Origin of the sequence: Sulfuritalea sp., from assembly GCF_017302275.1 — a bacterium.
Taxonomy (GTDB): domain Bacteria; phylum Pseudomonadota; class Gammaproteobacteria; order Burkholderiales; family Rhodocyclaceae; genus Sulfuritalea.
The window spans coordinates 175,273-200,509 of record NZ_JAFLDR010000001.1; the positions used below are offsets into that span (position 1 = coordinate 175,273).

Below are 25,237 nucleotides of genomic sequence, written 5' to 3' on the forward strand. Positions count from 1 at the left end.
TATCCTGTGTCAAGCAACGGCATTGCCAAGTTCGAGAAAAGCGTGATGCAAGCGGACTGGAGTTGACGGCGGTTCCCGTGCATGCTGACTTGCCCAACTCAGCATCTCTTCACAGATTTCAGCAGGTTCGAGACGCTCTGCTTTACGAGAAACGCGTGTCAGGTATGCGTTAACGCCATCCGCTGCTTCCAAGGTTGTGCCAGAGAGCACATAGCTCACCATGAAACCCAACGCGTGGTTTTGCCCGTATTTTCCTGTGCAAAACCTGTCAACACCTTCCACTACGTACTCGCGGCACAAATGCGTGTCCGAGCCGGCGATGCGCTTGCATTCGATGATCGCATGAGGATCGTGCTCTTGTGTTCTCAAGAACACTTCGATCAGCATCAGTGGAATATCGGTTCGACCATCAGGTATCACAACAGCGCTGCCGGATCTTGACTCGGTCCCAGGCAACACTACTAGCATCTTCCCCCACGGATGTCCTTTCGACTTCAACTCGCTGCGCATACCGTCGCGCAAGCGCTCTGTCATCAGAATCTCACCTGCCTGCACGTTGACATCGTTGAAGCCACAGGCATGCCGCCATCCAGCAAGCAGGGTGAGCAGGATCGCGGCGGCGACCTCCGGTGCCAGTTCGATGAATTCTCTTCCCAACGGCGCAGGGGCTTCATAGTCGATCCTCAAGCGTTGCCCCCTGTGAAGCTTTCCGCTACCACGGCATCGGCATCCTCCAGCGCGGCAATGCCCATCCAGTAGCGCTGCGCCGCCGGCTTGATGATCACCACCTCATTGCGTCCGTGGATGCGCAGTTCGCGCTCGCCACTTAGTGCAGTAGCGAGCTTGACCTTCAGACGCTTGCCGATGCGAGCAAGAATGTCATTCAGCTCGCCCTCCGGCCTCACCACTTCCACGCTCGCTTTACCAGGACCGTCTTCAAGAACAAAACGCACGACCCTGAGCGCAGCGCCCATGGGTAGATCGAAAATTTCGGCGCGCATATGCCGCGTGTTGCGGGCAGAAAGCCAGCCACCAATCACACTCAAGAAGACTTCTGCGTATCGGGCAACGTCCGTGTAAGTGTTGGCGCTGGCTACCGAATTTTCTCTGCCAGCTTGCCATTGCCAACTACCGCGAAATAGGCCATCACGGATGGCCACGCGATCAGCTTCATCGAGGTCGTACAAATCGAATACCGCCTCATCCAGAGTGCGCCAGTCCTCTTCCGTGGCAGCCTGCTGCTGGAGCCTCTTCTCGATCTGCAACAGTCGCTTGCCAGCCTCCGACTTGACGGCCGGCTTCAGGTCTGGAATCGGGAGCAGCGCAACATCGTGCCGGAGCAGTCGTCGCTTCCAGATACCGAACTCTGAGGCGGCCATTAGAAAGAACCAAGATGCAAGCGATGAACTCAGAATCGCAGCAAGAAGATGCGCAGACTCGCGATGAGCAACTGGCATCGAAGCGCCGAAGTACGCGTTCGTGAAGACCAAATCACGATCCGCCACCGCGGCAATGGCGCGAGGCCCGGCACTCAGCGTTTCCTTGACTATGAGGATAGGTGCCCGGTAGATGTCTCTCGACCTCGGCCACTGTGCCTTGGATAATTTGAATGGGGACAGCTCGTTCGGTATCCGGAATGGTTCGATGTCATCCGCTTGCAGCAACTCCAAGCCCTTGAGCTCATGTGCATCACGAGTTTGATTGGCGGGCAAGCCGCGAATCAAACCGACGTTCAATTCGGTATCCAGCGTCGCGAACTGAGCACCCAAGGTGAGATGAGACGACGTCAGCGAATCGAGCAGAGCAACATCGCGCCTGCGTCCTATCGCGGCTGCCTTCAACTTCATTGGTCGCGCTTCGATATCGCGCATCGAAAGTTTGATGATGTCGCAGGGGGACACTTCAAACGAGTGGGTTCTTGCGCCACTGGCAGTCCACGGAATTTGCACAACCGTCACTTGGTCTGAAGGCTGTGGCCGATGCCGTGCAAACAGCACGACAGCCGGCATCGTGGCCGTGGCGAATAGCCAACTGCATAGATTGGATAGGTTAACCAACGTAATCGGAGCAAGAAGCCGCATGACATGCTGCGCGGCCGCCATGCCCGTGCCGCTTCGGCTGAAGAACGGCATAGCGCTGAGAATCACCCCGAAGCGAGTCTTTTCGTGGGAGAACTCGGCCGCGCGCAATACAAAGTCAAGACCTTCACCACGCGGTTGCGCGGGAACGCCAGCGACGCGTGTCTTGCGGCGTGCGTCGGTTCCGATCCGGCCCTTGTAACTCCATGGCGGGTTGCCAACGATGAGATCGAATTGCTTCAGGCCAGTCTGCGTCGTCAACACCGCTTTACCATCGTCGCTGTGTTCAACGGTGCGGGCGTCCCCGATCAGCAGCGTCTTGCCGATGAGTGGTCGGAATTTCAGTGAGTGTGGTGGGTGTGGATCGGGATCGAGTTCGAGCGCAGCCAGGTAGAGGCTGAATGCGGCCACGCGGACGGCAGCCTCGCTTATGTCAACACCGTAGACCTGCTCATACAAGGTCGAACGAATCAGATCCCGAGTCAACGGCTGGCCACCCGCGCGCAAATGCACCAAGCGCCGCAGCGCTTCGACCAGGAACACACCAGAGCCGCAGGTCAAATCCAGCACCGACTCCTTGCCTGTTAACCCATCCATCACTTCATCAAGCACTAGTGACACCACGGACAGGCGCGTGTAGTGCACACCGTTTCTGACGGCCTCGATCGAACGCCGCGCATCAACTCGCGGCTCGGCATGAGCGAATTGTTCATAGATCGAGCTGATGAGCTCGACCGGAATCACATCGAACTGATAAGGGAAAAAGCTCCGCTGCCCGCTCTCGGGATCAACCGCATCCAAGAAGTCGGCAACGCGCGCAAGGTGGCTGGTGGCCGGCGTATTCTTGACAGACGACGGGGGGAACATATCGCCGTTGAAGGTCTGGCTGAGCCAACTAAAGAGCTGCCCGGTCGCCGTGCGATCGCGCAGAATCGGTGGCAGCGTCGTGTGGCCGCACAGTTTCTTCAGCCGAGTGGCGCTGACGATCTCACGATCAATCAGGTACTGGGTGAAGATCACTCGCCCAATCAGGGCCTGCGCAGCATTGCGCACAAGATTGGCTGCGACGAGATCACACTCCAAGAAAGCCAAGTCCGACAGCAGTCGTTGGTCGACGCTGGTCTTGCGATCAACCGCAGTTGCCTGTGCCCAAAATTGTCCGGTCTCAATCGACAGGCGCCCCGCCAGTGCGTCTAACTCGTCAAGGGAAGTCTCGATGTTCTGGAAGGAGCGGATCAAATTTTTCTGAGCATCCCCTTCCTTGAACGGGGCGCCGAAGCCGTTATAAAGATCGATGCGTTCGGGTGAGATCACCCACAGCAGCGGCGCAAAGCCTTCGTTCCAGACTTCCCTGCGCCATTGGCTGACCAGATCATCAGCCGGAGTGGTCTGCTCGAACTTGAAATAGACGGTAAGTGACGACGGACTGCGCCAGAGTGCGTCCGGGGAAAAGTCTCGACAACGGCGCAAGCTCCGTGCGTCCGGGCCCAGATGCAAACCTGCCGCAGGCTGTCCATCCGGGAAATAGCCCGTGGCCGCCAGCACCTGCTGAAGCGTTGCAGCGCTCACGCCCTGCTCCGAATGGCTTCTGGGGGAAACGGCAACACCGTTTGGCTTGAGACAGGCATGGCGGGAAGCATGTGCCGTTGGATTTTGGCAACCAACGGTGCCAACGGAATCATCAACGCGGGTTTGGCCGGCACTTGACCGATGCCCTCGGCACCCACATCGGACAAGGTCGCTTCGGTGGCCGTGACAAACACAGTGGCTCCATCCAGCGAAACCGCGCCACTGGTGGCCAGCAATCGGAAGAGCGCATCAACGCCTGCGCTCAGGGTCGCAATATGAACACCAAACGAACTGACCAGTTCGTTTGTGACAGCTAACCCCACCAGATCGGCATAGGAGAACCGCGCGGCCTTGCCTGTTTTGGAGGACAGATACGGAATTGCTTTTCGCCAGTGGCGCACAGTTTCAACCGACACGCCTGTAAGCGTTCGTGTTTGGTCTTGCGTGAATTGGATGGCGGTGGCTTCAGACATTCTTGTTGTCGACAACGAGAAATATGGCATTATTATGCACATTGTAATAGGTGCCTGCAACATGGAGCGTCGCTGTGCAGCGAAGGCGCCGTGCAGCGCCGGAGAATGCACACCAACAACAAGTCTCCCAATTGCACCACACGAATCGCTGACTTGGCCATCGCCAAAGCAGGCTGATCGGCAGTTACTCAATCCCGGTCCGCCGCACTCCGAGCATGCCTGATGCAGATGATCGCTTTTACCAGGTGGCTTGCTTCGCGCCTGATTTTCGTCAGCTGGGACTCGGTTTCCTCAACCATGTCCGCCTCCCAATCCTGAGCCAAGGCTTTCAGCTTTGACAATGTGTATCCGTAGGCTCCTTTAGGCCTGGTGACATGTGTCCTTATGGATTTCCGGTCGCCATTGGCTTTGGATCCATACCACTTGATTCCGCACCAATCCAGCCTGATTGAGTTTCCCTCCTGCATACACCGGACTTGAAGGGTGCTCTTGTGTTCCCAACCAGTGAGCTTTTGCTCCATGCTGTAGACGAAGGTCCAGTGCCTATCAACGATGCTGTGCGCGCTCGCATGCAGAGCATCAATGCGACGTTCCAGTACGGCAATCGCCTCATCATGGCAGCTTGGTTCAAGAGGTACTTCAGTCATGGCTGTAACGCTCCTTTTACTGTGGTGCAATCTGATGTCATTCCGCTCCTCCAAAGCAGTCCATTGCCCGCGTCAATCACGCGAAACGCCAATAATCAGGAGCGATTGACCCCCTGTTCGCTCATCCCGATTTCTTCTCCATCCAAGACGCATCAAGCCGCCAACGCCTGACCACTACTTTCGAATACCTGATCGCTCCTATTAGTAGCGTCGCCCCATCGATCGCGGAATGATCCTCAGTGGATGGCGTATTCATAGGAGCGATTTGCCGTCCGTTCGCTCCGTTCGCTCTCCCTGATTCATCAGCTCATTCGACCGCCGGTTCTTTCTGAGAGCCAGGCCGCAGCCTTCTTTCGAATGATGAGACACAGCGTCGTTACCGCAAGCAACCGCTCGCGACACTACCAAATATGGAATCAAAAACGAGGGTGAAAAGCGCACGCTTTGTGCGCTTTTTACCCTCGTTTCTTGGGAAGCGCTTGCTATGTTTCCAGTCGGTGTACTAGCGGTCGACAGACATCAATCAACCATCGAAATTTCTTTGATTGTTCTCTGACAGTCGACTGGCGGTGCACTGCGTCGCCACTCATTTGTGGCATTTGAAATTTTTTGGTCTAGCGGTAGACAGGAGGTCGACTTGAACATTCTTGGTATTGACATCGGGTATTCCAATCTGAAGCTCGCGTATGGCGAAAAAGGCGCGACGCCCAAAACACTGCTGCGCCCGGCCGGGGCGGCGCCGGCTGATCGCTTCAGTTCGCGTTTTGACGGGAAAGCCCAGGACGATTTTCTGCATGTGCAGGTGAACGGGGAGCCCTTCATTGCCGGCGTCGCACCCGACCGGGCAGAAATGTGGAGTCGATCGCTTCATGCCGACTACCCATCCAGCGCGTCCTACCAGGCGCTTTTTCACGCAGGCCTCTTGCTCTCCGAGGTTGATCACGTCGATATGCTGGTCACCGGCTTGCCGGTATCCCAGTACCTCGACGAGAAACGACGTCATGCCATCGCGGAGCAGATGAAGGGTAGCCACCAGGTCACGCCGAAGCGCTCCGTCTCGGTTGATGCCGTCAAAGTCATTCCGCAACCCGTTGGGGGATTCCTGGATTTCATTGCCGGCGGTGACGCCAATATTGAGGGTGCTCGTGTGCTCGTCATCGATCCAGGGTTTTTCTCGGTCGACTGGGTGGTCATTGCCGACTCAGACCTCCATCGCCAGTCGTCGGGTACCAGCCTGGAGGCTTCTTCCGTCGTTCTCGAGGAGGCTTCCCGTCTGATCGCCAAGGACTATGGCTCCAACGTCAGTACGGAAAAGCTTGAGAACGCGATTCGTGGCGGCAAGGCCGAGGTTCTTGTACTGGGCAAGCGCGTGGATCTGGGTCCGTACATCGAGCAGGCATCCAGGAAGGTGGCTCCCGTTGTCGTCGAATCGATCCAGAAGTCGCTGCGCAAGGAAAGTGAATCCGTAGACAGGGTTCTCCTGGTAGGTGGCGGCGCGACCTTCTTCAAGGAGGCGCTGGGCGCCGCGTTCGCTCAATTGACCGTCGTAACCACGAAGGATCCGGTCTTCTCGAACGCTCGCGGCTTCTGGCTCATGGGGGCCTCCTTGTGAAATCGATCCGCATCCTTCTTACCGTGACGGAAGGGTGCCCGGAGCTCTATGCGGCTCTATTCAACGTCCCATCGAGACTGAGAGCGGAGCGGGTTCGCGTGCTGGCCACGATTGGTGTCGCCGCCATGAGTGGAGGGCTGGCTTCTCCGGATCACGCCGCTCCCGCAGTCGATGTCAAAGACGATCACGCAGTCAGTGCCGGTAGCGAGTCATCTCTGGGCAAGGTACACGCAATAGCCAAGCGACTGGGGGGCGGCTTGTAGGCGATGGCTGACCTCGACCGAAAACTTGGCCGTCATCACCTGGCGTTTTATCGAGGCTGGTTACAGGGGCTCGCACTCAAGACACTGGCAGACCGCTATCTGGAAACCGGTCTGGACCTGCGCCTAGCCAGGAGCACCCTGACGTGGATTCAGGACACCATTCGGCAAGCCGCGTTGCGACATGGCAGACATGGTGAAGCCAGATTGCTGCGTCTGCCGCTATCCAGATCGCAGCCTGACATTCCCGTCGAGATTCCTGCGCTTGAAGATTTTCAGGCGGACCGGGATCCGAGCGGCTTCTATAACGAAGACGAGCTGATTCGGCTCTTTCTGGAAACCTACCCTCAGGCGGCGGACAAGAAATCGCGGCAGCGGCAGAAACTTATCGGTCGCCAGATTGGGGCCCTGGTGTGGGTTGAGCAGCTCCTCGCTACCGACCCGGTGCCAGGCGATCTGGTCTCCGCCTGGTTCGACGGTGCGGTCGCCGACCGGCTGATACTCGCCGATATCCCCACCATCGACGCATTGATGGGTCGCATCCATCGCAAGGGTTATCGATGGTGGATGACCGTGCCCAGGTTGGGTGAGAAAGGCGCGGCACGTGTCGTGCAATGGCTTCGCGGCTATGAATTGGCGCTCGGTTCATTGCCTGACCATGCCTTATCTCCGCTTCGAAGCCTGTCGGTGCCCGTTCGCCTGGGGCAGCGCCCTCCACAGACGGCCATCGTGCCCATCGAGGCTTTTTCCGTTCCGGAAAACGTCGACGGCACGTCTGGCTCGAACAGGTGGCCGGGACGACCTCGCATCGAAGCTGAAAACGATCTTCAGGCGATACATGCCTGGCTGGCTACCAAGTCGGGGAACAGGAACACGCAGCGGGCCTACCGCAAGGAAGCCGAGCGAATGCTGCTGTGGGCCATCATCGAGCGCGGAAAAGCGCTTTCCGATTTGTCCGTCGATGACTGCACCGGCTATCGGGACTGGTTGTCCCTGCTGGGGCGCAACCACCCCGATCAATGGGCATTCACCATCCAGCAATCCCACTGGATAGCGCCCAGAAATACGCCACGATTCAGCGCTGACTGGCGGCCGTTTGACGGCGCACTGTCAGCCTCCAGCGTGAAGCATGCAATCACCATTCTTGGAAGTCTTTTTGAATGGCTGGTCCGTGTTCAGTATTGCGCGTTCAATCCATGGGATGCGGTCGGCAAGACACTCGTCGTGCAGCGGGAAGCTCCCGACAACATCGAGCTCACGCGGGTCTTCTCGGTGGCCCAGTGGCGGTTCCTCATGGATCATCTGCACGGCATGGCGCAGACCGATCACACCGGGCGCCTTCGGTTCGCCCTGCCCTTCGCCCATGCCACCGGGCTGCGGCTGTCGGAGCTGGTGGACGCGAAGACTGGCAGGCTCTACACCATGCCGCTCCGGGATGGCACGGGGGTTCGGTGGATGCTGAAGGTTCTCGGCAAAGGCGGCAAATGGCGTGCCGTTCCAGTTTCGGATCGGATCATCGCCCTGCTGCGCGAGTTTCTTGAGGGTCGCGGTCTGGATGCAGATCCACTGGCAAACCCTCCTGACACCGCGCTGATCACCAGGGTGGGCAACAACGAAGCAATCTCGTCCAGCGGGCTATACAAGGCCATTCGGGGACTGTTTCAAGATGCGGCTCACACCCTCCATGCATTGGGCAAGGCGAACGACGCCAGAGCCTTCGAACGCGCTTCCGTTCATTGGTTGCGCCATTCCTGTGGAAGCCACCTGGGATCGTCGGGCGTACCTGTCAATCTGATCCAGAAGCTCCTGGGACACGCGAGCGTGACCACGACCAGCATCTACACCGAATCCGATGAGGAACGGCTATGGCTGGAGATAGCGGACAGGGAGGAAAGCCGTGCGAGTTGAATTCACCACCCGCAGCCGCGGATACGTCCTGACGCTGGAGCGCGATCTGTTTGGCGCATTCATCCTGTATCGCCGATGGTTTGGCCTGCACAATCGGCGCGGCGGGATCAAACAGCAGATTTTTCTGGATCAGGACTCGGCCCTTCGCGAATTCCAGCGGATCGAAAGGACCCGGGCGCGGCGCGGGTATGTTCCCGTATCGGATCGGTCGCCCGCTCCGCCGCATTCATCGGCCGTGTTCAGCGGCACAGGTTCTCTGGCGGTCGACTGACTTCATCCTCATTACCGCCACGTCGACTGGAAGTACTCTGACGGTCGACTGATGCAATCTGCACCAAGGAAGATTGTTCTCTGAAAGTGCTCTAGCGGTCGACAGTTCTCAACCCGCATAATTCATGATGCGCTGGCAGTCGACTGTGAGTCGGCAGCATGCCGTCAGTCACACAGCGCAATTCCTGACCGGGTGCGCGCTAACTTGAGAGTTTTACGGATTTCTGCACGCCAAGATGAGATTCCGGGGGTGCGTCAGTCGTCGTGGTCTGGGACCTAACCAGACGTTTGATATTCCATTTGCTTTGCACAGAACCCCTCGGAGTGTCAAGACTGTATTGGCATTCCACTGTCTTGCCAACAGCGGCATTAGTCCCCTATAGTCAATGTCTTTGCACGGGCTGGAGTACGGCTATGAATGCAGGGAAGCAAGCAGTGCTGTTCGAACAGGCGGCGGCCGGCCAGACAATTCCCTTTGGCAAGTACAAGGACCAGCCGGTCGAAATCCTGCTGACTGACCCAGATTACGTGACGTGGCTTCGAGCGACAATGGGCGAGAAGCTGAAGAACCAGTACCCGATGGTGCTCAACTACATCGTCGCGCACTACGGTGAGCCGTCGCGCACCCCTGACCACAATGCACTGCAGAACCGCTTTCTCAAGCGCGAGTTCCAGATGCAATTCGCCCTGGCGGTCACGCCCGGCATGGCGACGTGGGTGCACCTGGAGGGCCTCGACCTCAACATCCTGTTCGAGAACGAGTTTGCCAGGCGCGAAGCCGACGCCGTCAAGTTCGCGCAGAACCAGTACTCAGCCTTCCCCAGCATGGCCAGCAAAATTGAGGCTGCGGTGGACGAGGCGCGTGCTCGAATCCAGAAGAACAAGACGGCATGGCGTGAACGAGGGCGCCTCGCGATATACACGGGGACTCCGCACGACGGTGTTCTCGAAAACCCGGTGGCAGTGAGGGGGCTGCGCTTCGAGGAGATCGGCGCCGATGTCGTCTACCGGGTTGACCATCACTGGTCACTCGTTGCGGAGAGCAAGCATTCGGGCGGCCAGGGCGACGTCGTGGCCGGGTGCGAAGAGGCGGTCGGCATCACGGTTCAAATCAAGCCGGTCCTGGGGGACGACTATCCGGCCGTGCTACGGGCCATGAAGGCGGTCAAGACCAAGTTCCTGCTGGTCCGGGACTACACCGGCATTGGCGCAACCTGGGGTGAGGTCAAGCAAGTATTTGCGCTCGATGCAATTCGCGCGGTACTGCTTGAGGACGTTGAGCGGATTCATGTGCCGGAATCCTTCAATCGGATACAGCTACCTCGCTTTTAGAGCACAAACTGGCCGGCTGGCCAGTTTGTGCTTGATGGTGGTTTTCACCATATCCGCAGCCATCGTCGAACTCAACCATTCCTCGCGCGCATTTCGCGGGACACCTCGAAGAATAAGTACTGGCGCGGTTTCTGGCTAGACACCCTCTAAACCCGAGCCAGCACTAGAAGTCGAGTCTCAGCGTGCGCTGCAATCCTCTCATCTTAGAAGTCGAGTCTCAGCGTGCGCTGCAATCCTCTCATCTTAGGCTGCGGCCGATAGCAACACGCTGTTTTAATTGGCGCCACGGCTACCTGATACACCGACCCCGAAGTTATCGCAGAAAAATCGCATTCTTGATAATGGCAGTTATCATGAATGACATACACGCCAATTTCGGGCAACGCTGTCGTCTCTATTTGCGCGACAGCAACAAGTTCCCTATCGTTTGCGATTCCGCAACAATTCTTGAACCTATCGCCCATGGATGTGAGACCCGACGACGCAATTCAAGCCTATCTGAAGACCGGCGAGCACGATCCGATGTTTTTTGCCTGGCCCGGAAACGGTGTCCTCGACAAGTCACGGATCGGTACTGCAAGCCTTCGAGACGCACTCATTGCCGAGGTATTGCGGCGGACGGAGCACCAGCGAGGACTGGCTATCCCCGATGGCATGGATATCCATCAGTTTTCGCGGCAGAAGTTCGGCGCAATGGTGAAGGGACTCTTCCCGCGGTCCGAGCAGGAGATCGTGCTGTCCGTGCTTGAGCGCTCGGTCGTGTTCCTGACGCAAGAAAATATCGTATCGGTTCTTCGAGAGATGACCTGGCTCGGCACGGCATGGGACCTGGCGAACCTTTATCTGGCAAGCTGCTCGGTGGAACTACTTGCGGAGGATGCCCCCCAGCTTCTCGGGCTCGGTATTGGAACCACCTGCTATGTCTCGACTGACTATTTCCATACCAAGAACCACTTCGAGGACTACGTACTTCACGAGGCCGCGCATGTTTTTCACAACTGCAAGCGCGAAACCCTGGGGCTGCCGTCCTCACGTCGCAGGGAATGGTTGCTCGAGATCGAGTTTCGGAAGCGCGAAACCTTCGCCTATGCCTGCGAGGCTTACAGCCGGATTCTCGAACTGGGTGTTGATCAGAAACATCGACAAAAACTATTGGCGGAATTGGCGCTGAAACCATTACCCGGGGATGACCGCGTCGACGGCGAAGAGTATCTCGACATTCTTGGCGAAGCCGTAGCAGCTCGAAATGGTTGGAAGCGTATTCTCAGCCGCTGTTCGACTGATATTGATGAGTCGGTGCAGTGACAATTGGGTTCGCCGAAGCTGCCGGTGGCCACTGAGTACAACCGGCCATTACCGGCCGGTCAAGGTAGTCATCCAATTTCTAAAAGCGAGGCGCCATCTGCCGCCGCTGAATGTCCGGATTACAGCGAGCAAATTGACGTCGACTGCTTCGACTCGGCAGAAGCGGGCAACGCTGTTAAACACAATTGAAGCGATCAATTGTCCGGTCTACCGGTGGTACGAGGCGTCAATCTTCGTGTCGCAATGACACTTCAGTGCCCAGGTAGATGGATAGTGCGGACCTGACCGAGAGCGGCAGCGCAGATAAGCTACCATTGGTCGAAAGAATTTTCGTCGTTACCACCATGCAATACCGCCAACATTCCCAAGCCCCAAGAGCCTTCTGACGTGGAACAAGTCAATACCCTGCTGCTGCTGTCGGGCGTCTTGTTGTTCCTCGGCGTGCTGGCCAGTACCCTGTCGGCGCGCCTCGGCCTTCCCTTCCTGCTGATCTTTCTTGTCGTCGGCATGCTGGCCGGCGAAGATGGTCCCGGCGGCATCCGCTTCGACGATTTCGGTGCCTCGTTTTTTGTCGGCAATCTGGCGCTGGCGATCATCCTGCTCGATGGCGGCCTGCGCACGCGCATCTCCACCTTTCGCGTCGCGCTTTGGCCGGCGACGGCACTCGCCACCTGGGGCGTGATTGCCACCGCCGCGCTGCTGGGCGCCTTCTGTACCTGGCTGCTCGGCGTGGACTGGCGCTACGGACTCCTGATGGGGTCCATCGTCGGTTCGACCGATGCCGCCGCCGTCTTCAATCTCTTGCGCCACAGCGGCGTGCGTCTCAACGAGCGCGTCGGCGCAACGCTGGAAATCGAATCCGGCGCCAATGATCCGATGGCTATCCTGCTGGTTACGGTGCTGGTAGGCATCATCGCCGGCACCGGCGTGTCCACGCCGGAGGGTGTCCTTCTGCAACTGGTAACGCAGTTCGTGATCGGCGCCGCACTCGGCATCGGCGCTGGGCGCTTGCTTGCCGAGTTGCTGCGGCGCGTGCGCCTGGCCGAGGGGCTTTACGCCTTGTTGATCGTCTCGGGCGGCCTGACGGTATTCGCCGCCACCAACCAACTCGGCGGCAGCGGCTTCCTTGCGATTTATCTTGCCGGTGTGATCGTCGGCAACCAGCGCACGCGCGCCACCTCACACGTGCTGAAGGTGATGGACGGCATGGCCTGGCTGGCGCAGGCCGGCATGTTCCTGCTGCTCGGCCTGCTGGTGACGCCTTCGCATCTGGTCAATTATTTCTGGGAGTCGCTCGCCGTCGCGCTGTTCCTGACCTTCGTCGCGCGACCGCTGGTGGTCGCCGTGACGCTGAAGCCATTCCGCTTTCCCAATCGGGAAATCGCCTATATCTCATGGGTCGGCCTGCGTGGCGCAGTACCCATCGTGCTGGCCGTGTTCCCGGTCATGGCGGGTATTCCGGAGTCGCGCCTGCTGTTCGACGTCACCTTTGCCGTGGTGCTGTTTTCGCTGCTGGTGCAAGGCGCCACAGTGCCGTGGGCCGCGCGCCGACTGAATGTGGAAGTTCCCCATAGCGCCGAACCGCTCGAATCGAAAGAGGTTTGGATCGGACGGGAAACCGTGCTGGCGCTGGTCGCCTTCCGTGTCGAGACGCAGTCACTGGCCATCGGCATGTTGCCGAGCTCGCTCACGGATCTGCGCGGCCGGCCCGTGCGCTGCGCCGCCCTGGTGCGTCGGGGGCGTCCCTTGTTGGCGCCCAGCGCGACAGCACTCAAGGCTGACGATGTCGTCTGGTTGCTGGCCTCGCCCGAACAGGTCGAAAACCTCACAGCGCTATTTGGTCGCCAGGAGCAAAGCGACCACCTCGCGGTGCGCAACTTCTTCGGCGAATTCGTGCTCGACGCCGACTCCTCGGCGGCCGCACTTGCTGCGACCTATGGCATGGAACTCGACGCTGCCGAATCTGAGGGCAGCATTGGCGAACTGTTGGCGAAGCGACTGGGCCGTCGTCCGGTGGTCGGCGACCGCGTCGGGATTGGAAGCATGGAGCTCACGGTGCGTGCGGTAAGCGGCAACCGCGTCGCCTCCGTCGGTCTCAAGATGTCGAAGAGTCACTAAATTGTTAGGTTGCATTGATCGACATCGCGGAGCCCTTGCACGTCCCTTCGCCATAGCGATGGCGGTATGACTGTCTGGGCATTGAGCAATCAGTAACAACCGACCGCTTCCAGGAAGTGAAATCTCACAGGCCGCATTTTGGCAATGAATTGTGGAAGGCGACGGTCGCATCGGTGCCCAATCCGGTCAGTGGAGCAAAATGGAAGCGGCCATTGGTGCCAGACATTCAAATTCGGAAGCGGCCGTTCGTTAAGCCATGTTCCAACCATGGCTGACGTTGATTGATTGGCCAGTCAGTGCGGTAGAAGGGAAGGCTGCTAGAAAGACTGCGACTTCAGCGATGTCCGTACTGGTTGTAAATTCGCCATCAACAGTCGTCCTCAGGATCACCTCGCGAATTACTTCCGATTCACTCATTCCCATTCGCGTTGCGAGTTCTGGGATCTGATTTTCGACAAGCGGCGTGCGTACAAAGCCCGGGCAAATCAGATTGGCTCTTACCCCATGTGCCGCTCCTTCCTTGGCTACAGTCCGGCACAATCCAAGCAGCCCATGTTTGGCAACCACATACGGGCCCTTGCTTACCGAGGCTTCTTTGGAGTGCACCGACCCCATCAGGATGATCGCGCCGCCGCGCTCTTGTCGATACATATGACGCAAGCACTCGCGAGTTGTCAGAAAGCCTCCGTCAAGATGCACGGCGAGGATGCGTTTCCAATTTTCGAAGGACACGTCGGCGATCGTATCGAGATGTTGGAATCCGGCGTTGCTGACCAGAATATCGACTCCACCAAAGGCAGCGACCACAGAATCCACCCCCGCGCGAACCTGCGTCTCGTCGGTGACATCCATCTTCACCGCTACAGCCTGACTGCCTTCAGCACGAAGTTCCGCAGCGACCTCTTCGGCCGACCCCAGATCCAGATCTGCGATCCCGACCCGCGCGCCCTGGCGCGCGAAGGCTCGCGCAATCGAGGCGCCAATACCACTGCCTGCACCGGTTACTACAGCTACCCGATTATCAAGATTCATCGATTTTCCCCAATGGGATGGTACAAGTCAGAGTGCCAGCACCGTTGCCGAAACGATCACAAGGAATATCAGCGTCCACAGCCGCATCACGGAAGCGTTGACACGGCCGAATAGGTGGTTGCCTAGCCACACGCCGCCAAAATAACAAGGGCTAAGCGCTAATGCCCTCAGCGCGTTGGTTCGGTCTAGCATGCCGTTCCAGGTCATCACTATTAGGGCAGCCAGGGAAATAATTGTTACGAACAGCGTCAAATTGGCACGCGTTACTTCAGACCGGTCTGAACTGGCCAGCAAGTAGACGATCACCGGAGGCGCACCGACACTCGTGGCTCCAACCAGCACACCGCTCAAAGCGCCAAGCGCAATTGACGTTCCCACCCGCTGCGTACCTCGATATCGCAGTCCGGCGAGCAGCAACAACGAAAACACCACTACGGTTGCCGCAATAGCGCGCCGCATTAGCTGCGGATCGAGCGTCATCAAGAGGTAACCACCGAGGGGCGCGGTCATACACGCGGCGGCGCCGATCGGTGCGATCGTGCTCCAGTTGGCCGTCCGCACCGCAGTTGGAATCATCTTGAATGCCGCAAACGTTTCTAGCAGCAGGGCGATGACCACGGCAGGAATTGGGCCAAGCAGCAGGGACATTGTCGGTGTCATCACCATGGCGCCGCCGAATCCGGTTGCACCCCGGATCACACCCCCAATCGCTGCAACCGCGATGCTTCCGGCTATCACCGCGGACATTTGCATTCAACCTGTCGCGGCACTCGTGTATCGGGATTCACTTCCAACCTCATAGTGGATCTGGTGGATGAAGACGGTACTGGTTGGTACTGGTCTCTATCGGCGATAGACTTGAAATAGCGATTACCGGACCAAGACTGCAATTTACTCCCCTATTTAACGGACGTGCGCCGGATTATGTCCATGGCAAGCAGGCTAGTACGCCGACGATCAAAGCTGTCGCCTCTTGCCGAGACTCGTCGTTTACCGGTACGATCTAAGCGACTTCACGCGCACGCAGACCCAGTCTGGCCAGTAAGGCTAGATCTTCGGCAGCATTCGGGTTATCTGTGGTCAACAGTTTATCTCCGTAAAAAATCGAGTTGGCGCCCGCCAAAAAGCACATCGCCTGCACCGTATCGCCCATCTCGCGTCTGCCGGCAGAAAGCCTTACCCGCGCCTTCGGCATTGTGATACGCGCCACAGCTATGGTTCGCACGAACTCCAGCGGATCGAGCGGAGCAAGCCCATGCAAAGGCGTACCTTCAACCTGAACAAGATGGTTAATCGGCACCGACTCTGGGTAGGGGTTCAAGTTCGCCAACTGGGCAATCAGGCCCGCACGTTGGAGTCTAGATTCACCCATCCCGACGATTCCACCGCAGCAAACCTTTAGGCCGGCTTCGCGCACCCGACCGAGTGTATCGAGTCGGTCGGAGTATTGACGTGTGGAAATAACATTGCCGTAGAACTCGGGCGCCGTGTCGAGATTGTGATTGTAGTAGTCGAGTCCTGCGTTCTTCAGACGCCTCGCCTGGTCATCCTTTAGCATACCGAGCGTCGCGCAGGTTTCCAGGCCAAGTGCGCTCACCTGGCTGACCATTTCTTCGATCTTTCCCATGTCGCGATCCTTTGGCTCACGCCAAGCTGCCCCCATGCAAAATCGAGTGGCACCACTGTTTTTCGCGGCTCGCGCCGCGTTCAGTACTTCTTCAGTTGATAGCAGCTTTTTCGCGACTAGACCGGTGGCGTGGCGTGCCGACTGTGGACAGTAGCCACAGTCTTCCTCACAACCACCGGACTTGATGGATAGCAGCGTTGCCAATTCGACCTCGGTCGGATCGAAATGGACGCGATGTATCTGCTGCGCGCGAAACATCAACTCGTTCAGCGGAAGTTCAAAGAGTGCGTTGACGTCCCTGATTGGCCAAGTTTCACCAACGGTCATCTTGTCGTTATCGGACAGATTCAACATCGGCGGAGGCGCCGTGGTGACGTCCTTCATTGTCAGATCTGATTGCGACATTAGCGTTTTCCCTTGATTAAGTGCCACAGCTGAATCTATGCACGTTTCGCAGCGCGCGAAGCCTTTTGTGTAAGGCCGGTAACTGCGTCACTGCTAGTATCAGCGACCGGTGACATCGTAGAAGATATGGTGGATGCTGCCTTCCGCAGGCTGTCTATGAATCCCAGACAGGTATCAATGCTTGCGCGGGAGGAAGGTGCATGCATGGCAACGGCGGCGACAATTTCTCCTTTTCGCCCGAGCACTGGGACCGCTATTGCAACCGAATCGTTGAAAAGCTCAGAGTCGTGGGTGCCAACTCCAGTCTTGCGCACCTTTTCGAGATCAAGCTGAAGCTTTCCGAAACTTACAATGGTCTTGGATGTGAAGCGTTCATAGGGTTCGTCACCCAACGTGCGTTTCGCATCTTCGGGGCTCATCTGACTTAGGAACAGCTTGCCGCTTGCGGTGCAGTGAAGAGGTACCCGGGTTCCCGGATCCAGATGCAATCGGAGAGGATGACTGGTTTCCACTCTGTCAATGTAGAGCACCTGGTTTCCCTCAAGTAAGGTCAAGTTGCAGCACTCGCCGCATTCCGCTACGGTGTCTTCCAGTGCTCGATGCCATTGCACTCGTAGAGTATTGCTGCGCCACATGTCGATGCCGAAGGAGAGTAGTCGGGGGCCGGCCACATACCGTTTGCCGGCGGATTCCCGAAGAAGCAGATCGGCTTCCTTCAGCATGGTGACGATTCGAAACACCGTTGGCTTTGGCAGTTTCAGTTCGGACGTGAGTTCGTCGAGCGACATCGGTCCTGGCGCATTGACTATCGCTTCTAGCATCGCGAATGCACGCAAAGCGATGGATGTGTTCGTTTCCGAATTGGTAGGCGTCGGTGTCATTGGTACTCCTAGAAGGTCGGGTTACGAATAAGAGCAACCCGGTCCCTAAAATAAAAGACCAAGTGCCTATAAGTACGCCGGGAACAGTTTCGGGTAGCCGATTGCCTAGTTAGTCGAACGCTACGAATCATGCCTTCGCTTCCACTTCTTCATCTTCCACTTCTTCATTGATGAGCTCGCGCAGGCGGTGCCGCAAAGCGATAAAGCGGGGGTCGTCTTCGTCACGAGGGCGTGGCAGGTCGACCTTCATAATCTCCTTGATGCGTCCAGGGCGACTGGAAAGAACAATGATACGGTCCGAAAGAAGGATTGCTTCTTCGATGCTATGAGTGACCAGCACCATCGTCTTACGCACAGCAGTGTCTGTCTGGGCCAGTAGGCGCCCCATTTCCTGTTGCATGACTGCGCGGTTCTGTGCGTCCAACGCCGCGAAGGGTTCGTCCATTAGCAGAACTTCAGGGTTGACCGATAGCGCCCGCGCGATCGAAACGCGTTGCTTCATTCCGCCCGACAACTGGTGCGGATAACGCTTCTCGAAGCCGACGAGACCGACGAGGCGGATCTGCTCGTCGATTATCGTCCGACGCTTTTCGATATCCACCTGTTTCATCTCTAGGCCGAATGAAATGTTTTGTTCGACGGTGAGCCATGGAAACAGGGCGTAATCCTGGAATACCATGGCCCTCTGCCACGTTGGCCGTCCTACTGCTTCCCCATGCACCTTTATGTTTCCGGCCGTTGGCTGTTCGAATCCCGCCAACATGTTCAGCAGAGTCGTCTTGCCACAACCGCTGTGGCCTACAATCGAACAAAACTCCTTGTCAGCGATGTCTACGCTGATATCGTCGAGGGCCAGTACCGGCGCGTCTTTCGCACCATGCCCTGGATAGATCTTGGTCACGTTCCGAATATTGACTTCGCTCATTTCTGGCTCCTTGTCTAGCGATGCAATGACCGTGACCACGGCAACAGGCGGTGGCTAATTTCACGGATCAACAGGTCCAATACAAGGCCGACTAAGCCAATTGTGATCATTCCGACGATAACGATATCGGTTCGTAGCAACGTACGCGCATCGTTAATCAGAAAGCCGAGACCTGAACTCGCTCCGACGAGCTCAGCGGCGACGAGCGCCATCCACCCCACTCCGAGCCCAATACGTATGCCGGTAACGATCTGCGGCAAAGCAGCGAGAAGGACCACCCGACGCAACACGTCGCCTTCTCCGGCGCCCAAGCAGCGCGCGGCTCGCACCAGATTCAAATCGACGCCCTTTACGCCAGTAATTGTATTGAGCAGAATGGGAAAGAAAATGCCCAGAAATATGATGAACTGGTTCTGTATGTCGCCGATGCCGAACCATAATATCGACAGCGGAATCCACGCTAGGGGAGGAATAGGCCGCAGGATTTCGACAAGGGAATCGAGTTGCTCATTGACCGACTTCCACCATCCCATGGCAACGCCCACGGGAATTGCAACCAACGACCAAGAGAATGCAATGAACTCCCGCCTCAATGAATCCGCGAGGTGGCGAAATAACTCTCCAGATGACACCAGTTCCCAGGCGGCGACCGCTACAACCGTGGGGGCAGGCAAAAGTGCCCTGGTTGTATCGTCAAGGACTAGCTTGCTGACTATTTGCCAGGCGGCGACCAACAATATCGGGAGCGCTAGTCGCCTTAAACGAGCCAACATGACTGCGCCGACTCCGGGTGGCAAAGGTAACGTAACTGTCGGACGCGAGTTTCCCGCGGACTTATGCACGGCATCGACAGATGATGTCCCCGTATTGGCGAAGGCGCGCGTTATGTTGTCAAGCTCTTCCATGTATCCCCCTAAATATTCTATTCTTGTTCTGTGAGACTCTCGCTACGGTCGACCCAAATCGGCCGTAGCGAGCCAGCGATCAGGGTTGGTAAGTCCGTCCGCCGAAGGTCCAGGACGCCGTCAGGTCACCTGCCTCTGGAAATGGCTGCGGATCTTTGGCATTCAGGACGGTTATGTAATCAGGGTAGGGCGGCTGATCAGGTTTTCCGCTCCAGCCAGGCGGCAAGAACGGTGGCTGCTTGGGGATCGCCCAGCCCAGCTTGCCGAAGGTCTTACGCATGAATCGCTCGTCGACAGCAGCTGTGAAGTCGGCAGCGCTGAGCGGTCGCGTGGTCCGCTTGGCTGAATACAGCCATTTGTATATCGGTTCGCAAACCTTCCCGTAGAACTCGCCATGCGGAAAAATGTGAGTAGGCTTGTATAGGATGTTGTAGGCCTTTACTTGCTGCAACAGTATTTCCTTGGAGTAGTTTTTCAGATTCGGATCTTCGGCCATTAGCGTGACCGCCTTTTCCGGATTGAGGCGTATCCATAACGTGGCCTCGGCAAAGGCGTCGGAGAAAGCTTGAACTACATCTGGGACGTTTTCGATAAGTTCATCGCGCAGGTAGAACTGCCCTTCGTACATGTTGTAAGGGAATATGCTGTCTACGATACGGCCGGTCTTGCGCTCATTTACCATCATTGCCGGACCCGGGTCCCATGAAACGACGCCGGTGATACCACGCGGCAAGCTCATCTGTTCGCCGGGTGGCATATTCTTCAGGATCAAATCCTTGCCAATCTCGAGGCCATTCACTTGCGCAGCCATCTGGATATAGAATTCAGCAGATGATCCGGTGACTAGCCCGATAACCGCAGGCGGACTCATTCCTTTGAGATCCTTGATGGACTTGACCGGCGAGTCCTTTGGGACAACCAGCGCATGCATGAGGTTGGGGCTCACCATCGCAATAGCCTTCACCGGAATTTTTCTATCTACTAGCGTCGTAAATGGAAAGTTACCTCCGTTGCCAACCTGATAGCGGCCCGAAATCAATACCTCATTAATTGCCGGGCCAGAAGCAAAAGCAGTCCAATTGGCATCGACGCCACGCTGCTTAAGAAGCCCCATCCGGTCCATCACGATGTTGACCGTGTTCTGCCCCGACCACGGTGCCTGAAACGCAACCTGAATTGGCCACCAGCCCTTATCCTTCAGCCACTTTACCGACTTGTCCGACACCTTTTCGTACGGCGTTGGCCAACCCCAATCAGTTGCCCCCCCGGCCGCTTGTGCGCCCGTCACGCCAAGTAGCATTGCTGCCGCCGCTGTTGCAATGAGTTGGCGGCGCATTGGACTATGAAGTCGGGCGCTTTTCATGCTGTCTCCTTTGTTCATGCTATCTCCTTCGTTGTTGTTGAGAGAACTTGTCGTAGCAACACTACAGGTCTGGTTTCAGCGCTTTCGTTCGTACGGATATTCCCACTCAGGCCGTCAGGGAGATTTCAGTGTCGCAAAATTTGACACGCGCCTGGCGCACGTCGGTGCGCGACTCCAGAAATAGCATCAGCTCCATTAGAGGAGTCGTAGTGAATCGATACGGTACGGGTTTAACCTTTAAAGGATCAAGCAGGCTTCGGTCATAGAAGGCTGCCAGCAGAATATCCTCGTCGGAAACCGAGGCGCCCAACTCCCGACGTAGTCTAGGGAGCGCCGGCTCCAGATCGGCTCCTGCACGAGTCGTCAAGATCTCATTCCTATCGATCCCGGCCTTAGCCAGGAATTCCTCGGAGGGCTGGGCGGCAAGCCGTCCATAGAAGCCCATAGCGTACTTGCGCACCTCGTCTGGAATCGTTTTGTAACGCTCGCCCTGAACGACGTTGAGCACTGACTGCGTGACAATGTACTGCGCGAAGGGGCTCACCAGTATCGGGTACCCGAGGTCCTTGCGCACGCGTGCAGCCTCTTCGAGAATCTCGGGCAAGCGGTGCTCCATGCGCATGGTGGCAAGCTGTGAGCGCAGGTTGGAGATCATTCCGCCCGGCACTTGGTGCTCGTATAGCGCAGCGTCATAGGCCTGGACCTTGCCGCGAGGCCTGCCTTCACGTTCGGCAAGAATGCCGAAATATGCGCTCACGTCGGCTAGCGCGCCTCGATCGATACCCGTGGCGAAACCCAATGCACGCGCGCGATCGTCTATTTCTTCGGTTGCAGGATGGGAGGCTCCGTTCGCCAGAGGCTCTGAGGCGGTATGTCCATAGCGAAAGCCACTTTGTATGGCCACTTCATGGACCTGCGTTGCCAGGCCTGACTGGCAGTGCATGTGCAATTGCAGCGGAATTCCGTCCGCGGCTGCGAGCAGCGCCGGGAAAAGTGTTTTTGCACGCTCCGGCGTCAGCAGTCCGGTTGGATCCTTAACGGATATGAAGTCGGATTGCAGGGCAACCAGTTCGCGCGCGCGCTCCACGTAGTAGTCATCGGTGTGTACGGGCGATAATGTATAGGTCATCATCGCGTTCACCAGCATCCCGGCCTCGTGGGCAGACCGTACTGAAGATTCGATGTTGCGGTTGTCGTTCAGGGCGTCGTACACTGTGAGCACCTTCAGGCCACGGCGCGCCAGCACCTTTGAATTTAGCTCGATGATGTCATCTGGGAACAGTTCGAAGGTATAGAGGCTCTGCCCGCGAGTCAGTCCGTCGCAGGGAGTACGCAAGCGTTCGCACAGCAGGCCGACGCGTTCCCAGGGATTTTCGTGCAGGAAGCGCACCTGTACATCGAATACGGCGCCACCGAGGATGTTGATGTACTCATAGCCGACTGCGTCGATTCGCGTGAGTATCGGCGTCATTGCCGATGTGGTCATGCGAGTCGACCACAGGCACTGATGGGCGTCGCGCAAAGTGACGTCAACCAGGCCGTAGTGTCTGTCACCGTCCCCAACCGAAAGTCCCTGAGAGCTGACGTTCATTTGGCTGACTCCTGAATGAATTGTTCGACGAACCGCGTGTGTACCGAGCCCTGTCTGAATGTGTCGCTGGCAAGTAGGCGCGCGAGGAAGGGTGCCGTAGTCTTTACGCCTTCGACGCGCAATTCGGCTAGCGCGCGCTGCATGCGGGCTAACGCCTCGTCGCGATCGCTACCCCAGCAGATGAGTTTCGCGATCAAGGAATCGTAATTGGGTGGTACTGTATAACCGGCGTACGCGTGTGAATCGACGCGCACCCCCGGCCCTCCCGGGAAGTGCAACTGACTTAGCAGACCGGGGCTGGGTGCAAAGTCACGATCAGGATCTTCGGCGTTGATGCGGCATTCGATCGAGTGGCCGCGCAGGTGTACGTCGGGCTGCTTTATTGCAAGACGTTCCCCTTGGGCGATGCGGATCTGCTCCTTGACGATGTCGATGCCAGTGACGGCTTCAGTCACCGGATGTTCGACCTGGACGCGTGTATTCATCTCCATGAAATAGAAGTTTTTGCCGACCGGATCGACAATGCACTCGATTGTGCCTGCGCTGCGGTAACCCACATGCCGACATAGACTCACCGCAGACTCTCCCATAGCGGCGCGCATGGCTGCAGACAAACCTGGCGAGGGACTTTCCTCGACCAGCTTCTGATTCCGCCGTTGCGAAGAACAGTCACGCTCGCCGAGGTGCAAAACGTTGTCCCCGTCCGACAGAATCTGAATTTCGACATGCCGGATGTTGACGAGATATTTCTCCAGATACATTGAGCCGTCGCCGAAAGCCGCTTTCGCTTCCCGCGACGCATCATCAAAATGTCCGGTAAGAGTGGTCTTGTGTTCGACTATACGCAGTCCGCGTCCGCCCCCGCCCGCGACAGCCTTCAGGATGACTGGATAGCCTATCGTCTCGGCGATTGCTAGTGCGTCGTCGGCCGAAGTGACGATGCCCGAAGAGCCCGGGGTTATCGGCATTCCTGACGCCAACGCCATCGCACGAGCAGATGCCTTGTCTCCCATCGTTGCGATTACATCGCTCGGCGGTCCAATGAATATGACGTCTCGCTGCTCGCAAAGTCTCGCAAAAGACGCGCTTTCGGACAAGAAGCCGTAGCCAGGATGGATTGCATCAGCATTAAATGCTGTTGCGGCTTCTATTACCGTATCTGCTTTGAGATAACTCTCGCTGGAGCGCGCCGCGCCAATGCAGACGGCGTGGTCGGCGAGTTGCACGGCCATTGAATTACGATCGGCTTCGGAGTAGACCTGCACCACCTCGATGCCGAGTTCGCGACAAGCTCGCTGAATGCGCACAGCGATTTCGCCGCGATTGGCGATAAGCACCCGGCGAATTGGGCGTGTTGGATTCTTCATCGGCTAATCCTCAGCGGCCGGCGATGACAAAGAGTTCTTGGCCATGCTCGACCATCTCTGCATCTGCGACCAATATTTCTGTGACTACTCCGTGGCACTCGGCCTTGATGGCGGTCAACAGTTTCATTACTTCGATGATGCAGATCTGGTCACCGGGGGATACCGACTGTCCGACGGTGACAAATGGCGCAGCCCCCGGTTCCGGCGCGTGGTAGACAGTCCCGACCATCGGGGACCTAATCACTGAATGGCCCTTGGTCGGCACCCTTGGTGCGACTTCGACGGGGGTAGGCCCGGAAGACTTGCCTTCATTGCCGGCATGATCATCAATCACCGATGGCTCGGAGAGCGCTGCCGGGATAGATCGGTTCGTTAATACCTTCTCCAGCGGTGAGTGGCTGTCGCGTCGCAGTTCGACTTCGAGATTGCCCGTACGCAGACGAATCTCGCTGAAGTTTGATGATGATTTTATTAGTTCGACGAGATGCAATACGTCCTGAAAATCTATCTTTCCGTTGCTCACTTGGTCTTCCCTTTGCGAAATAGGTAAGCAGATATCGCGAATTCATATTTCATTCAGCGACATTTAAATGGCACATAACGAAATATTCACACAACTCCTTGGCGATTGCAATAGAATTTCGAAATAAAGTTGATCACCTGATGAAAGTTAGGAGCCACTTTGGCAATCGTTGTAATCCATTCATGGAAGGATCGAACATGAGCAAACCCGTCATCATCACTGCGGCAATCACCGGTGCCTTGCCCCGAAAGAAAGACACGCCGGCGGTTCCGGTGACACCGATGGAGCAGATTGAATCGACTCACGAGGCCTACGAAAGTGGCGCCTCTTTGGTGCATATCCACGTTCGTGATAGAGACGAAAATCCCAGTTCCGATCCGGACCTTTTTGCTCAAGTCCAAGAAGGTGTTCGAAAGCATTGCCCGGGAATGATTGTGCAATTCTCGACCGGTGGCCGCGGGCGAGACCAGGCCGCGCGGGCTTCAATGCTTTACCTGCGACCAGATATGGCATCCCTCGCAACGGGTTCGGTCAACTTTCCAAATGGGATTTACGAGAACGCGCCTGAGGTTGTCGAAGGGTTTGCGAAGTCCATGCTTGAGTTTGAGATTAAGCCCGAAATAGAGGTATTCGATCTAGCCATGCTTTACAACGCCGCCAATCTGGCGAAGAAGGGGCTGATCAGGGGGCCTCTTCATGTTCAGTTCGTACTTGGTATCGTCAATGCGCTACCGGCTCGTCGCAGCGTCTTCGACTTCCTGCGTGCAGAACTCGCAGAGGTACTTCCGGATGCGACATGGGTGGCCGCGGGTACCGGACGCCATCAGTGGGAAGTCAATAAATGGTGTCTTGAAGCGGGTGGGCATGTGCGTACAGGACTCGAGGACAACATCAAGTTTTCACCGGATCGACTCGCTGCGAGTAATGCCGAACTAGTTCGCAAGGTGGCGGACGCCTGTGAAGAATATGGTCGCCATCCTGCCACGCCGGCCGAAGCCAGGGCCATCCTGAATCTGCCAGCCGCGTGAGCCCAAATAGTGAAGTCG

General features: G+C 57.2%; 21 protein-coding genes. 7 read left to right on the forward strand and 14 right to left on the reverse strand.

What is annotated here, in order from left to right; genetic code table 11:
• Positions 1–9: 9 nt before the first annotated feature.
• The 4 genes from J0M27_RS00650 to mobI form a co-directional block, all read right to left on the reverse strand.
• A complete protein-coding gene (locus tag J0M27_RS00650; RefSeq protein ID WP_294986447.1) occupies positions 10–687 on the reverse strand; it encodes a hypothetical protein in 678 nt (225 codons plus the stop codon).
• Positions 684–3,647, reverse strand: a complete 2,964-nt coding sequence (locus J0M27_RS00655) for an N-6 DNA methylase (RefSeq protein ID WP_294986448.1) — start codon at positions 3,645–3,647, stop codon at positions 684–686. Before J0M27_RS00655 ends, J0M27_RS00650 begins: the two co-directional genes overlap by 4 nt.
• Positions 3,644–4,120, reverse strand: coding sequence for a hypothetical protein (locus J0M27_RS00660; RefSeq protein ID WP_294986450.1), 477 nt, complete (start codon positions 4,118–4,120; stop codon positions 3,644–3,646). Before J0M27_RS00660 ends, J0M27_RS00655 begins: the two co-directional genes overlap by 4 nt.
• 188 nt (positions 4,121–4,308) lie before the next feature.
• Positions 4,309–4,767, reverse strand: coding sequence for a conjugative transfer protein MobI(A/C) (gene mobI, locus J0M27_RS00665; RefSeq protein WP_294986451.1), 459 nt, complete (start codon positions 4,765–4,767; stop codon positions 4,309–4,311).
• Between the two features lie 637 nt (positions 4,768–5,404).
• Here mobI and J0M27_RS00670 point away from each other — a divergent pair.
• The 6 genes from J0M27_RS00670 (at position 5,405) to J0M27_RS00695 (ending at position 13,572) form a co-directional block, all read left to right on the forward strand.
• Positions 5,405–6,379: a ParM/StbA family protein gene (locus J0M27_RS00670; RefSeq protein WP_294986453.1), complete on the forward strand. Its 975-nt coding sequence runs from the start codon at positions 5,405–5,407 to the stop codon at positions 6,377–6,379.
• Positions 6,380–6,645: 266 nt separating this feature from the next.
• Positions 6,646–8,547 (forward strand): tyrosine-type recombinase/integrase, encoded by a 1,902-nt coding sequence (locus J0M27_RS00675; RefSeq protein WP_294986455.1) that lies wholly within the window; start codon positions 6,646–6,648, stop codon positions 8,545–8,547.
• Complete coding sequence (locus tag J0M27_RS00680) at positions 8,537–8,818, forward strand: WGR domain-containing protein (protein ID WP_294986457.1); 282 nt, start codon at positions 8,537–8,539, stop codon at positions 8,816–8,818. The genes J0M27_RS00675 and J0M27_RS00680 overlap by 11 nt, the downstream gene beginning before the upstream one ends.
• A 434-nt stretch (positions 8,819–9,252) precedes the next feature.
• Positions 9,253–10,149, forward strand: a complete 897-nt coding sequence (locus J0M27_RS00685) for a hypothetical protein (RefSeq protein WP_294986459.1) — start codon at positions 9,253–9,255, stop codon at positions 10,147–10,149.
• Between the two features lie 447 nt (positions 10,150–10,596).
• On the forward strand, positions 10,597–11,454 hold the full coding sequence (locus J0M27_RS00690) for a hypothetical protein (RefSeq protein ID WP_294986461.1): 858 nt from the start codon (positions 10,597–10,599) through the stop codon (positions 11,452–11,454).
• 387 nt (positions 11,455–11,841) lie between these two features.
• Positions 11,842–13,572 carry a potassium/proton antiporter gene (locus tag J0M27_RS00695; protein WP_294986463.1) on the forward strand — a complete coding sequence of 577 codons (1,731 nt, stop codon included), beginning with the start codon at positions 11,842–11,844 and terminating at the stop codon, positions 13,570–13,572.
• 249 nt (positions 13,573–13,821) lie between these two features.
• Here J0M27_RS00695 and J0M27_RS00700 read toward each other — a convergent pair whose 3' ends face one another.
• The 10 genes from J0M27_RS00700 to accB all read right to left on the reverse strand — a co-directional run bounded on the left by J0M27_RS00700 (position 13,822) and on the right by accB (position 24,191).
• A complete protein-coding gene (locus tag J0M27_RS00700) occupies positions 13,822–14,604 on the reverse strand; it encodes a 3-hydroxybutyrate dehydrogenase (RefSeq protein ID WP_294986465.1) in 783 nt (260 codons plus the stop codon).
• A 27-nt stretch (positions 14,605–14,631) separates the two neighbouring features.
• A complete protein-coding gene (locus J0M27_RS00705) occupies positions 14,632–15,351 on the reverse strand; it encodes a sulfite exporter TauE/SafE family protein (RefSeq protein WP_294986467.1) in 720 nt (239 codons plus the stop codon).
• A 256-nt stretch (positions 15,352–15,607) separates the two neighbouring features.
• Positions 15,608–16,558: a biotin synthase BioB gene (bioB, locus tag J0M27_RS00710; protein WP_294986573.1), complete on the reverse strand. Its 951-nt coding sequence runs from the start codon at positions 16,556–16,558 to the stop codon at positions 15,608–15,610.
• Between the two features lie 113 nt (positions 16,559–16,671).
• Positions 16,672–17,517: an IclR family transcriptional regulator gene (locus J0M27_RS00715; protein ID WP_294986469.1), complete on the reverse strand. Its 846-nt coding sequence runs from the start codon at positions 17,515–17,517 to the stop codon at positions 16,672–16,674.
• A gap of 127 nt (positions 17,518–17,644) precedes the next feature.
• Positions 17,645–18,442 (reverse strand): ABC transporter ATP-binding protein, encoded by a 798-nt coding sequence (locus tag J0M27_RS00720; RefSeq protein WP_294986470.1) that lies wholly within the window; start codon positions 18,440–18,442, stop codon positions 17,645–17,647.
• Between the two features lie 14 nt (positions 18,443–18,456).
• Positions 18,457–19,347 carry an ABC transporter permease gene (locus J0M27_RS00725; RefSeq protein WP_294986472.1) on the reverse strand — a complete coding sequence of 297 codons (891 nt, stop codon included), beginning with the start codon at positions 19,345–19,347 and terminating at the stop codon, positions 18,457–18,459.
• 79 nt (positions 19,348–19,426) lie between these two features.
• The gene (locus tag J0M27_RS00730; RefSeq protein ID WP_294986474.1) at positions 19,427–20,728 is read right to left on the reverse strand and encodes an ABC transporter substrate-binding protein; all 1,302 of its coding nucleotides are present in this window, start codon (positions 20,726–20,728) and stop codon (positions 19,427–19,429) included.
• An 88-nt stretch (positions 20,729–20,816) separates the two neighbouring features.
• A complete protein-coding gene (locus tag J0M27_RS00735; RefSeq protein ID WP_294986475.1) occupies positions 20,817–22,301 on the reverse strand; it encodes a pyruvate carboxylase subunit B in 1,485 nt (494 codons plus the stop codon).
• On the reverse strand, positions 22,298–23,668 hold the full coding sequence (gene accC, locus J0M27_RS00740; RefSeq protein ID WP_294986477.1) for an acetyl-CoA carboxylase biotin carboxylase subunit: 1,371 nt from the start codon (positions 23,666–23,668) through the stop codon (positions 22,298–22,300). The genes J0M27_RS00735 and accC overlap by 4 nt, the downstream gene beginning before the upstream one ends.
• 10 nt (positions 23,669–23,678) lie before the next feature.
• Entirely contained in the window at positions 23,679–24,191 is a 513-nt protein-coding gene (accB, locus tag J0M27_RS00745) for an acetyl-CoA carboxylase biotin carboxyl carrier protein (RefSeq protein WP_294986479.1), read from the reverse strand.
• Positions 24,192–24,388: 197 nt separating this feature from the next.
• Between accB and J0M27_RS00750 the strand changes: the two genes are divergently transcribed.
• Positions 24,389–25,219 (forward strand): 3-keto-5-aminohexanoate cleavage protein, encoded by an 831-nt coding sequence (locus J0M27_RS00750; RefSeq protein WP_294986481.1) that lies wholly within the window; start codon positions 24,389–24,391, stop codon positions 25,217–25,219.
• The last annotated feature ends 18 nt before the right edge of the window (positions 25,220–25,237 follow it).

Excerpts from the sequence above, each read along its gene's own strand:
- mobI (WP_294986451.1), bottom strand. The coding sequence starts at position 4,767 with ATGACTGAAGTACCTCTTGAACCAAGCTGCCATGATGAGGCGATTGCC.
- J0M27_RS00660 (WP_294986450.1), bottom strand. The coding sequence starts at position 4,120 with ATGTCTGAAGCCACCGCCATCCAATTCACGCAAGACCAAACACGAACG.
- accC (WP_294986477.1), bottom strand. The coding sequence starts at position 23,668 with ATGAAGAATCCAACACGCCCAATTCGCCGGGTGCTTATCGCCAATCGC.
- J0M27_RS00735 (WP_294986475.1), bottom strand. The coding sequence starts at position 22,301 with ATGAACGTCAGCTCTCAGGGACTTTCGGTTGGGGACGGTGACAGACAC.
- bioB (WP_294986573.1), bottom strand. The coding sequence starts at position 16,558 with ATGACCGTTGGTGAAACTTGGCCAATCAGGGACGTCAACGCACTCTTT.
- J0M27_RS00720 (WP_294986470.1), bottom strand. The coding sequence starts at position 18,442 with ATGAGCGAAGTCAATATTCGGAACGTGACCAAGATCTATCCAGGGCAT.
- J0M27_RS00725 (WP_294986472.1), bottom strand. The coding sequence starts at position 19,347 with ATGGAAGAGCTTGACAACATAACGCGCGCCTTCGCCAATACGGGGACA.
- J0M27_RS00675 (WP_294986455.1), top strand. The coding sequence starts at position 6,646 with ATGGCTGACCTCGACCGAAAACTTGGCCGTCATCACCTGGCGTTTTAT.
- J0M27_RS00700 (WP_294986465.1), bottom strand. The coding sequence starts at position 14,604 with ATGAATCTTGATAATCGGGTAGCTGTAGTAACCGGTGCAGGCAGTGGT.
- J0M27_RS00705 (WP_294986467.1), bottom strand. The coding sequence starts at position 15,351 with ATGTCCGCGGTGATAGCCGGAAGCATCGCGGTTGCAGCGATTGGGGGT.
- J0M27_RS00715 (WP_294986469.1), bottom strand. The coding sequence starts at position 17,517 with ATGACACCGACGCCTACCAATTCGGAAACGAACACATCCATCGCTTTG.
- J0M27_RS00750 (WP_294986481.1), top strand. The coding sequence starts at position 24,389 with ATGAGCAAACCCGTCATCATCACTGCGGCAATCACCGGTGCCTTGCCC.
- J0M27_RS00730 (WP_294986474.1), bottom strand. The coding sequence starts at position 20,728 with ATGAACAAAGGAGACAGCATGAAAAGCGCCCGACTTCATAGTCCAATG.